Origin of the sequence: Mesorhizobium sp. M7A.F.Ca.CA.002.15.2.1, assembly GCF_003998715.1 — a bacterium.
Taxonomy (GTDB): domain Bacteria; phylum Pseudomonadota; class Alphaproteobacteria; order Rhizobiales; family Rhizobiaceae; genus Mesorhizobium; species Mesorhizobium ciceri.
The window spans coordinates 1-7579 of record NZ_RZPI01000229.1; the positions used below are offsets into that span (position 1 = coordinate 1).

At 60.3% G+C, this 7579-nt stretch carries 5 protein-coding genes and 1 pseudogene; 1 reads left to right on the forward strand and 5 read right to left on the reverse strand.

The window, feature by feature from the left end:
- Window positions 1-471 precede the first annotated feature (471 nt).
- Window positions 472-1401 (forward strand): transglutaminase-like cysteine peptidase, encoded by a 930-nt coding sequence (locus ENZ74_RS14885; protein WP_063168900.1) that lies wholly within the window; start codon window positions 472-474, stop codon window positions 1399-1401.
- A gap of 49 nt (window positions 1402-1450) precedes the next feature.
- On the opposite strand, the gene ENZ74_RS14890 is transcribed toward ENZ74_RS14885, so the two are convergent.
- The 5 genes and pseudogenes from ENZ74_RS14890 to ENZ74_RS35125 all read right to left on the reverse strand — a co-directional run.
- Window positions 1451-2092 carry a ribbon-helix-helix domain-containing protein gene (locus ENZ74_RS14890; RefSeq protein WP_024502654.1) on the reverse strand — a complete coding sequence of 214 codons (642 nt, stop codon included), beginning with the start codon at window positions 2090-2092 and terminating at the stop codon, window positions 1451-1453.
- Complete coding sequence (locus ENZ74_RS14895) at window positions 2082-3371, reverse strand: HlyD family type I secretion periplasmic adaptor subunit (protein ID WP_063168901.1); 1290 nt, start codon at window positions 3369-3371, stop codon at window positions 2082-2084. The genes ENZ74_RS14890 and ENZ74_RS14895 overlap by 11 nt, the downstream gene beginning before the upstream one ends.
- A gap of 42 nt (window positions 3372-3413) precedes the next feature.
- Window positions 3414-5546 carry a type I secretion system permease/ATPase gene (locus tag ENZ74_RS14900; protein WP_013529845.1) on the reverse strand — a complete coding sequence of 711 codons (2133 nt, stop codon included), beginning with the start codon at window positions 5544-5546 and terminating at the stop codon, window positions 3414-3416.
- 39 nt (window positions 5547-5585) lie between these two features.
- Window positions 5586-7034: a TolC family protein gene (locus tag ENZ74_RS14905; RefSeq protein ID WP_013529844.1), complete on the reverse strand. Its 1449-nt coding sequence runs from the start codon at window positions 7032-7034 to the stop codon at window positions 5586-5588.
- Window positions 7035-7455: 421 nt separating this feature from the next.
- Window positions 7456-7579 (reverse strand): annotated as a pseudogene (locus tag ENZ74_RS35125) (invasion associated locus B family protein); the annotation flags it as partial.

Genomic DNA, 7579 nt, shown 5'->3' on the forward strand with positions numbered 1-7579 from the left:
GTTCGGACGCTGCCGGTGCGGCCTGCTGCGTCGAATTTGCCTGTGCGACCCGGATCTCCGCCGGCGATGCCTGATCGCCGTGTTCACTGGACGCGGAATGCTCGTTCAAGGAACCCGAAAAGCTGTCCAACTCGATATTGTTCGTCATGGCTGAAACCCCTCCGATATTTACCGGATAGAGACAGCGGCCATTTCTACTTTGCAACTGCCCCCTAATCTATTTCATATACTATGATATGCATTGCTCGGCATTTTTTACACGTGGTAAACCGCGACAATATAACCTGATATATGGTGGCTTCCGGAGGCTTCCCTAACGGAGGACTGGCCGGGATATTTTGGTAAATCGAAGTATAAAATTGAATAAAATTTTAAATAAAATAGATGAAGACAGTTGCTGGATATTTATCCACCTTCCTTTCCAATAATTTGAGACAAGATTGGTAGCGTCCACAGTCAAAGGTGGGCGTTATGAAAAAGCAAAAATCGGTTCCGGGGAAAACCGGGCTCCAGATGCTCCTGCTGGCAATCGGGCTTGTCGGCCTGGCGGGGCCGTCATTCGCCAGCGATATCCCCGCACCCGGCAGGCCCCAGGAGAAGGTCCAGACGCCGCCCTGTCTCGGCGGTGTTTCACTGACGAGGCCCCAGCCCTGGCAGCCTGCGGACGCTTACCGGATCGGCATGGTCACCGGCAGCTATGGCCCGGATGTCGGCCGCGGGGACGGCTCGTCAACGGCGCGAGATGACGCCGGGATAGATCCGGTGCAGACCGCGTCGATTATTCCAGGGGTCTTCGGATCGGTTGCCTTGTCCATGCGCAATTTTCCCGTCGCGGCGCGCTGGGCGCCTGTCTACCGGGCAATCACCGCTTGTTCGGCAGGCAGCCCCTGCGAGCACAAGAGCACGGCTTTTGCCGGCATGATCGCTGCCGCTCAAGGCAAGGGATTCAGCGAGAAGCTGTCCTTCGTCAACAGCAGCGTCAATCGCCTGATCGCCTACAGGAAAGACAGCGTCGTCTACGGCAAGCTCGACTATTGGGCGAAGCCTTCGGAGATTCTCGAGCGGCGAGCCGGCGATTGCGAGGATTTTGCCATCCTCAAGATGACGGCCCTGCTGAGGGCCGGCATTCCGACGCAAAGCATGGCGCTTGTCGTCCTCCAGGATCGCAAGAGAGGCTTCTTTCACGCAGTGCTGTCGGTGAGCACAGGCAGCGGCACCTTCATTCTCGACAGCCTCAGCAACACCGTTATGCGTGACAGCGATCTCCCGGATTACGTCCCGCTCTATTCGTTCAGCACGGACCGGGCCTGGATCCACGGTTCAAGACCGGGCGGCGCCCAGATGGCCGACATCAAGGGCGGTTTCGCAACCGTCGCACCCGGCGAAGGTTTTCAGCCATAGGGTTTCGGCCAGTCCAAGCCATAGGTTCTCGCCAAAGACTGGCGGGCATTCAGCCGCCGAAGACGAACGCCATCAGCAGCTCCGGCTCGAGCACCGGGGCCCGCACCGCATTCAATTGCCCCCGGTATCGACGGTCACCCGCGCCGATGACAAAACCGGTGGCCACCGGCGATTCGCCATTGGCGTCGAGCCGCGTGAAGATGTCGGCCACATTGAGGTCCAGCGCCAGCTTGAGGTCGTGCCGTGCGTCATCGCTTGGGGCGATCGGCAATTGGCGCTTGACCAGTTGCTGGAACGGCGCGTTGAACGACAGGATCTTCTTCGAAGAAGCCAGGGCAAAGGCCGGAGACGGGCACGCGACCAGTATGGCGTTGATGGTGTTGATCGATGCAAGCCTTCGCAAGGTCAGGTTTTCGTCCCCCAACCCACGCATGCAGGCCACCCTGATCGCGGATGTCAGATTGCCTGTCTGGGCCTGGCTTTCGGCGATCTCGTCGATGAGCATGCCGATCGTGCACTTCCTGCTTTCGGCCATCTGCTTCAGCGACATCCAGAATGCCCGCTCCAGACGAATGCCGCGCCGTATGCCACCGCGCGCCACGACCCGAAACTCCAGCCCGAAATCCTCGGCGGCGACTGGCGCAAGCAGCCGCTCGCGATCGGAATGATGAGGGCTGGCGCTACCGCTCACTCATCGCCTCCTCGCGCGCCTTGTTGATCGGCTTCAGGAGGTAGTGCAGGATCGTCTTGCGCCCGGTCTTGATGTCGACCGAGCAGATCATTCCGGGGATGATCGAATAGGCCTTGCCGTCTCTTTGAAGGGTCGATTTGTCCGTCGCCACGCGCACCTGATAATAGGGCTCCCCCGTTTTCTGATCGACCAGGCTGTCGGCTGTGATGTTGGAGACCTTGCCCTCGATGCCGCCGAAGATCGAGAAGTCATAGGCGGTGACCTTGATAAGGGCTTCCTGGTCGGGCCGGATGAAGGCGACATCCCGCGGCGAGACCCGTGCCTCCACCAGCAACGTTTCGGAGGTTGGCACGATGCCGGCCACGACGGCGCCAGGCTGGACGAAGGCGCCGACCGTGTTCAGCTCCAGCGTGTTGACGATGCCGTCCACGGGAGACCGGATATCGGTGCGCGCGACCTTGTCGGTGGCTCCCCTTATGGTCTCATCCACCACCGAAAGGTCCGCCAGCGCCTGGGTAAGGTCGTCCAACGCCTCCTGCTGCAATTGCAGGCCGAGTTCCTCGACCTGAAGCTGAGCTTCCGTGATCGACGATTTGATCTTCTTTATCGTTTCGCCGGCAAGGTTCAGCTGGCCGTTGAGTTCGGTCTGTTCGCGCTCTACCCGGAGCTGCTCGGTCCTTGCCATCAGGCCTTTCTTGACCATCGCGTCGACGAGTTTTGCCTCCTGGTCGCTGACCGCCAGGTTCTTGGTAAGACGATCGGAATTGGCCTCCGCCTCGGCAAGTTCCTTCTCGCGCTGATCGAGGCGTGACTTGAGCACGGACAGCTTGTTGTCGAAGTTCCCGCGCCGGGCGATGAGCAGCTTCTGTTCATTGTCGCAGATTTGCGGAGCGACCGACTGGATGTCCTGCGGGCACGGAAATGGGCCCGAGAGATTGCCGGCCTGTTCGTATTTCAGCCTTGCTATGCGCACTTCCAGCGCGCGCGCCTTGGCCTGCTGCTCGCCAAGGCTGGACGTGTTGAGCGTGTTGTCCAGGCGGATGATGAGATCGTTCTTCTTGACGACCTGGCCGATCGTCACGGCGATTTCCTGAACCACACCGGCCTCGCTCGCCTGGATGATCTGGGTCTTGGAAGCAGGTATGACCTTGCCGTCGCCGCGTGCGATCTCATCGACTTCGGCAAAGGACGCCCAGGCGACAAAAACGACGAAGAGCGCTCCGATGATGAATATGGACGCCGACGCAAACAGCGGCGGCCGATCTTCCCTGGCAAGCATTTCCCACGCCCCAACGCATTGGATGCAGCAATAATTGTTTTGTCAGGCGCTTGTTTTCTGCAACGCCTGTATGACTTGGTCCTTCGGTCCGTCGGCAACGATTTTGCCCTGTTCGATAACGATCAGGCGGTCGGCCAGTTCAAGCATGCTGAACCGATGTGTGGAGACGATCAGCGTGGTGTCGCGGTCAAAGGCGACTTTGAGCTGCTTGATCAACTGGCGTTCGGAAGCAAGATCCATCGAGCCCGACGGCTCGTCCAGAAAGACGATTTTCGGTTTGGTCAGCAGCAGGCGCGCGATCGCCACCGTCTGCCTTTGGCCGCCGGAAAGATTGGTGCCGCGCTCGCCGACATTCATGTCGTAGCCGCGCGGGTGGCGTGAAACGAAATCATCGACGCCGGCAGCCTTTGCCGCTTCGATGATCTGTTCGTCTGTAGCCTCGGGGCATGCCATCAGGAGGTTCTCCTTGATGGTGCCCGAGAACAGGTCGCCGGCCTGCGCAACGATGCCGACCGCGGCGCGAACCTCGGACGGGTGATACTGGCGAATGTCGATCCCATCCAGCAGCAACTCACCGGAAGTCGGCAGGAAGAGCCGGCCGACCAGCCGACCCATCGTCGTCTTTCCCGATCCTATGCGGCCGATGATGCCGATCCGCTCACCCGGCTTGACCGAGAAATTCAGGCCGGTCAAAACTTCGTTTTCCGAGCCTGGATAGACAAACCCGACATTCCTGAACACCATCGCCCCCTTGCGGATGGGGCGGTTGACGAAGCCCACCGTGTCGGGTCGATCTTCCGGTTGAGCCATGATCGAATTCACCATCCTCAGCGAGAGCATGGCCTGGCGGAACCGGGACAACGTTATGGCGATCTGGCCGAGCGGCGCCACGGCCCTGCTCGCCAGCATCACCGTTCCTATGATTGCTCCTGTCGAAACATGCCCTTCCGAGAAGGCATAGGCGCCGGCCACGACCAGGGCGACGGTCACCAGCTGCTGTATGGACTGGGTGATGTTGCCCGCCGCCGCCGAAAGCTGCTTGATCTTCTCGGACGTGTTGGCGGCGTTCTTGGAGTGCTCTCCCCATTTCCGCAGCAGATACGCCTCGGCGCGCAGCGACTTGATGGTCTCCAGCGTCGAGATCGATTCGACCAGCAGGGCCTGGCGCTGCGATGCTTCGTTCATCGAGGCGGCGACGCGCTTGCCGATGCGGCGCTGGGTGACCAGGCCGACGATGACGGACATCACGAAGGCCAGCGCCGGTATGATCACCAGCCAGCCGCCTATTGCATAGATCACAAGGAGAAAGACGAAGACGAATGCCGTGTCGATGAACACGCTTATGGTGTTGGAGGTGAAGAACTCCCTGACGAACTCATATTGCGTGACCCTGTTTGCGTATTCGCCGGTCGAGCCGGGGCGCGCCGAAAGCGACGAGTTCAGCACTTTTTCGAACAGCAGATAGGATATCCGCAGATCCGCCTTGCGCCCGGCATAGTCGATGAGGGAAGCCCTTGCCGTCTTCAAAAGCAGGTCGAACAGGATGACCGCACCGATGCCGAGAGCCAGGACCCACAGTGTCGATATCGCCTTGTTCGGCAGGATCCTGTCGTAGACGTTCATGGTGAAGATCGGCGAGGCTATGGCCAGCAGATTGATGAACACCGCCGCCAGGACGACTTTCGAGTAGGTGCGCCAGAAAGCGCCCATCGTCCCCGTAAGCCAATGTCTTCGCTCGATCCTGGCCGCCGAGCCGACCGACATGGTCTCGGCGGCATTGGCATAGGTGATCGAAAAGGAAGCGCCGCCGCTGATGTAGCTGGCGGCCAGTTCCGACCGGCCGATCGTGGTGCGGCCGTCTTCCTGGGGCGCGGTGATATACGCATCGCCTTCGCCTAGAGCCAGCAGGGCGACGGGCAATTGGCTGACGCGAAAGACGATGGCCGGCAGGTCGATACGCCCCCTGAGAAAATCGCGATGATTGAACTCGGTGACTTCCAGGCCGATGCGTTCGGCAAGGTGCCTGATGTCGTCGGCCGCAATTCGCGTGTCCGAGAGCGGCACGCCGGCAAACAGCACGGTCTCCGCGCTCGGCCTGCCGAGATATCCGGCAACGGCCGAGAAGCAGGCCTTGAACGCCTCCTTCGGGGAGAGGATGTTGGGTTGCTGGTTCACGATCTGCCCGTCAGGACGCTCGCTGGACCTTGTGCTGTCCTATTTCTTCCTCACCGGAGCGAGAATATCGAATGGCAGGTCGTTCTTCTGCTCCGATGGCGTCCGCGCATAGGTTTCTGTGTCCGCGGTTTCCGGTGCTGCGAACTCGGTGCGTGCATAGGCCGTCGCTTGCTTTGCCGGCTCGAGATTCATCGTTTTCAGCAACTGTCCGGTCGCGGCCAGGAGCCGGTACTGGGCAAACAGCGATGCGTAGGAAGCGGTATCCGCCAGCGTTGCCGTGTTGAACCGTGTATTCTGCGCATCGAGCACGTCGAGCAGCGAGCGCTGTCCGACCTTGAACTGCTCGCGATAGGAAGCAACCAGCTTCTCATTGGCAGCGGCTTGTTGCCTCAGGGTCTTTGCCAGATCGGCTTGCCGGAAACGGCGATCCCATGAGGTGCGAACGGCTTCCTCGATTTCGCGCTGGACCTGATGCAGCGCGAGACGCTGTTCACTGGTGCGGCGGATCTGTTCCTGCTCGTTGGCCTTGTCGATGCCACCGCGGTAGAGGTTCCAGCGCAGGACCACGCGCGCCTGCAGGTCGGTGGTGTCGCCATCGTCGCCGTCAATGTCGGTTCCTGCCCGGGCCCGACCTTCAGCGATGATGGAGGGGCCAAATTTTGCCCGCGCAGCGTCCACGAGGGAGGCCGCCGCGTCGATGTCGCTGTTGGCCATGTGTACGCGCGGATTGCTTTCCCGCGCCAACCCTATCGCGTCGTCGAGCGAGCGCGGGAGTGCGGCCGAAACATCGCCAGGCCTCGAAGGGCTGGTCAGTGGCTTTCCGACGGTTTTGAAGAAGCGGATCTTGGCCGCTTCCAGTTCCTCGGTCGCCTCCTGCATGCGCGCCTTGGCGGCGAACAGCCGTTCCTCGGCCTGTTGACGGTCGGCCTCGTTCAGCGCGCCGCCCGAGATGCCTTGCCGGATGTCGCCGAGAATTGCCTGGTGGAAGCCGAGATTCTTCTTCGCTTCGGCAACGATCGAGGCCTGCAGCATGTATTCCAGATAGTCCTGGACAACGGACAACCCGATGAATTCGGACCGTTCCAGAACGCGGAACGAAGCGCCGTCGACGCGCGATGCCTGACGGTTCAATTCGGCCCGCCTTCCGCCGCTGTCATAAAGCGTCTGCGAAACGGTAAGATCCGTTTCAGCCGGATAGAGCGCATCGCCTTCGATGGAAAGAGAGCGCCGGGACGGATTGTCGAGCCGGCGAACGCCAGCCGATGCCTCGACATCGACACTGGGAAGATAAAGGCCCTTGGCCTGCCGCAACTCGAACTCGATGGCTTCGCGATTTTCGATCGCCTGTCCAATCTCGGGATTGGACTCCACCGCGACAGCCATCGCCTCCTTGAGCGTGAGCGCGTGAGCGCTGCCGCAGGTCAGCATGGTGGCCGCCATCAAAAGACCAAGGCGCCTGCCTATGGTCGACATGTTTGTCGTATTCATTAATCCCACCCTAACGTTTCCCCAGCGTCCTTTTCAGAGCGCTAACCAAGCCAAGGCCTGCCCGTCGGTGGATTATTCACAGATTCACGAAATATGTGAGCGATTATTGATTTAGAGATCGCTAAATAGCCTTTTTGGGCAACAAGGCTGCGAGATGTAGCAAAAATAGCACATAACGTCGGCTCGCTGCGGTTGTATCCAGACGCCGCATTCAGTGGGAAAGCACAAAAAACGGCAGGCCAGTGGGCCGGTATGGCCAGAATCATGGCCGGTTCGGATAGCGGCTGTCGATGATCCAACCTGAAGTTGAGCCCTTTTTCAGGCACGCCCCTTTGGATGCCGCGTCCAAAAATACTCCATCGCGGCGGCCGGCGTACGCTTCATGTGGCTCACTGCGGCCAAAAGCTGGTCAGCGCGCACCCTAATTTGCGCTCAACGCCACCATGCGGTCGAGCGCCGCGGTCAGGCCGCGAAGCGACACAGGGAAGCTCAGCGGGGTCTCGGCGTCCGTCGTGACATTGAGCTTCAGCACCGAGCCTCCCCTC

Coding starts and splice junctions, on each gene's coding strand:
- ENZ74_RS14885 (WP_063168900.1), top strand. CDS start 472: ATGAAAAAGCAAAAATCGGTTCCGGGGAAAACCGGGCTCCAGATGCTC.
- ENZ74_RS14905 (WP_013529844.1), bottom strand. CDS start 7,034: ATGAATACGACAAACATGTCGACCATAGGCAGGCGCCTTGGTCTTTTG.
- ENZ74_RS14895 (WP_063168901.1), bottom strand. CDS start 3,371: ATGCTTGCCAGGGAAGATCGGCCGCCGCTGTTTGCGTCGGCGTCCATA.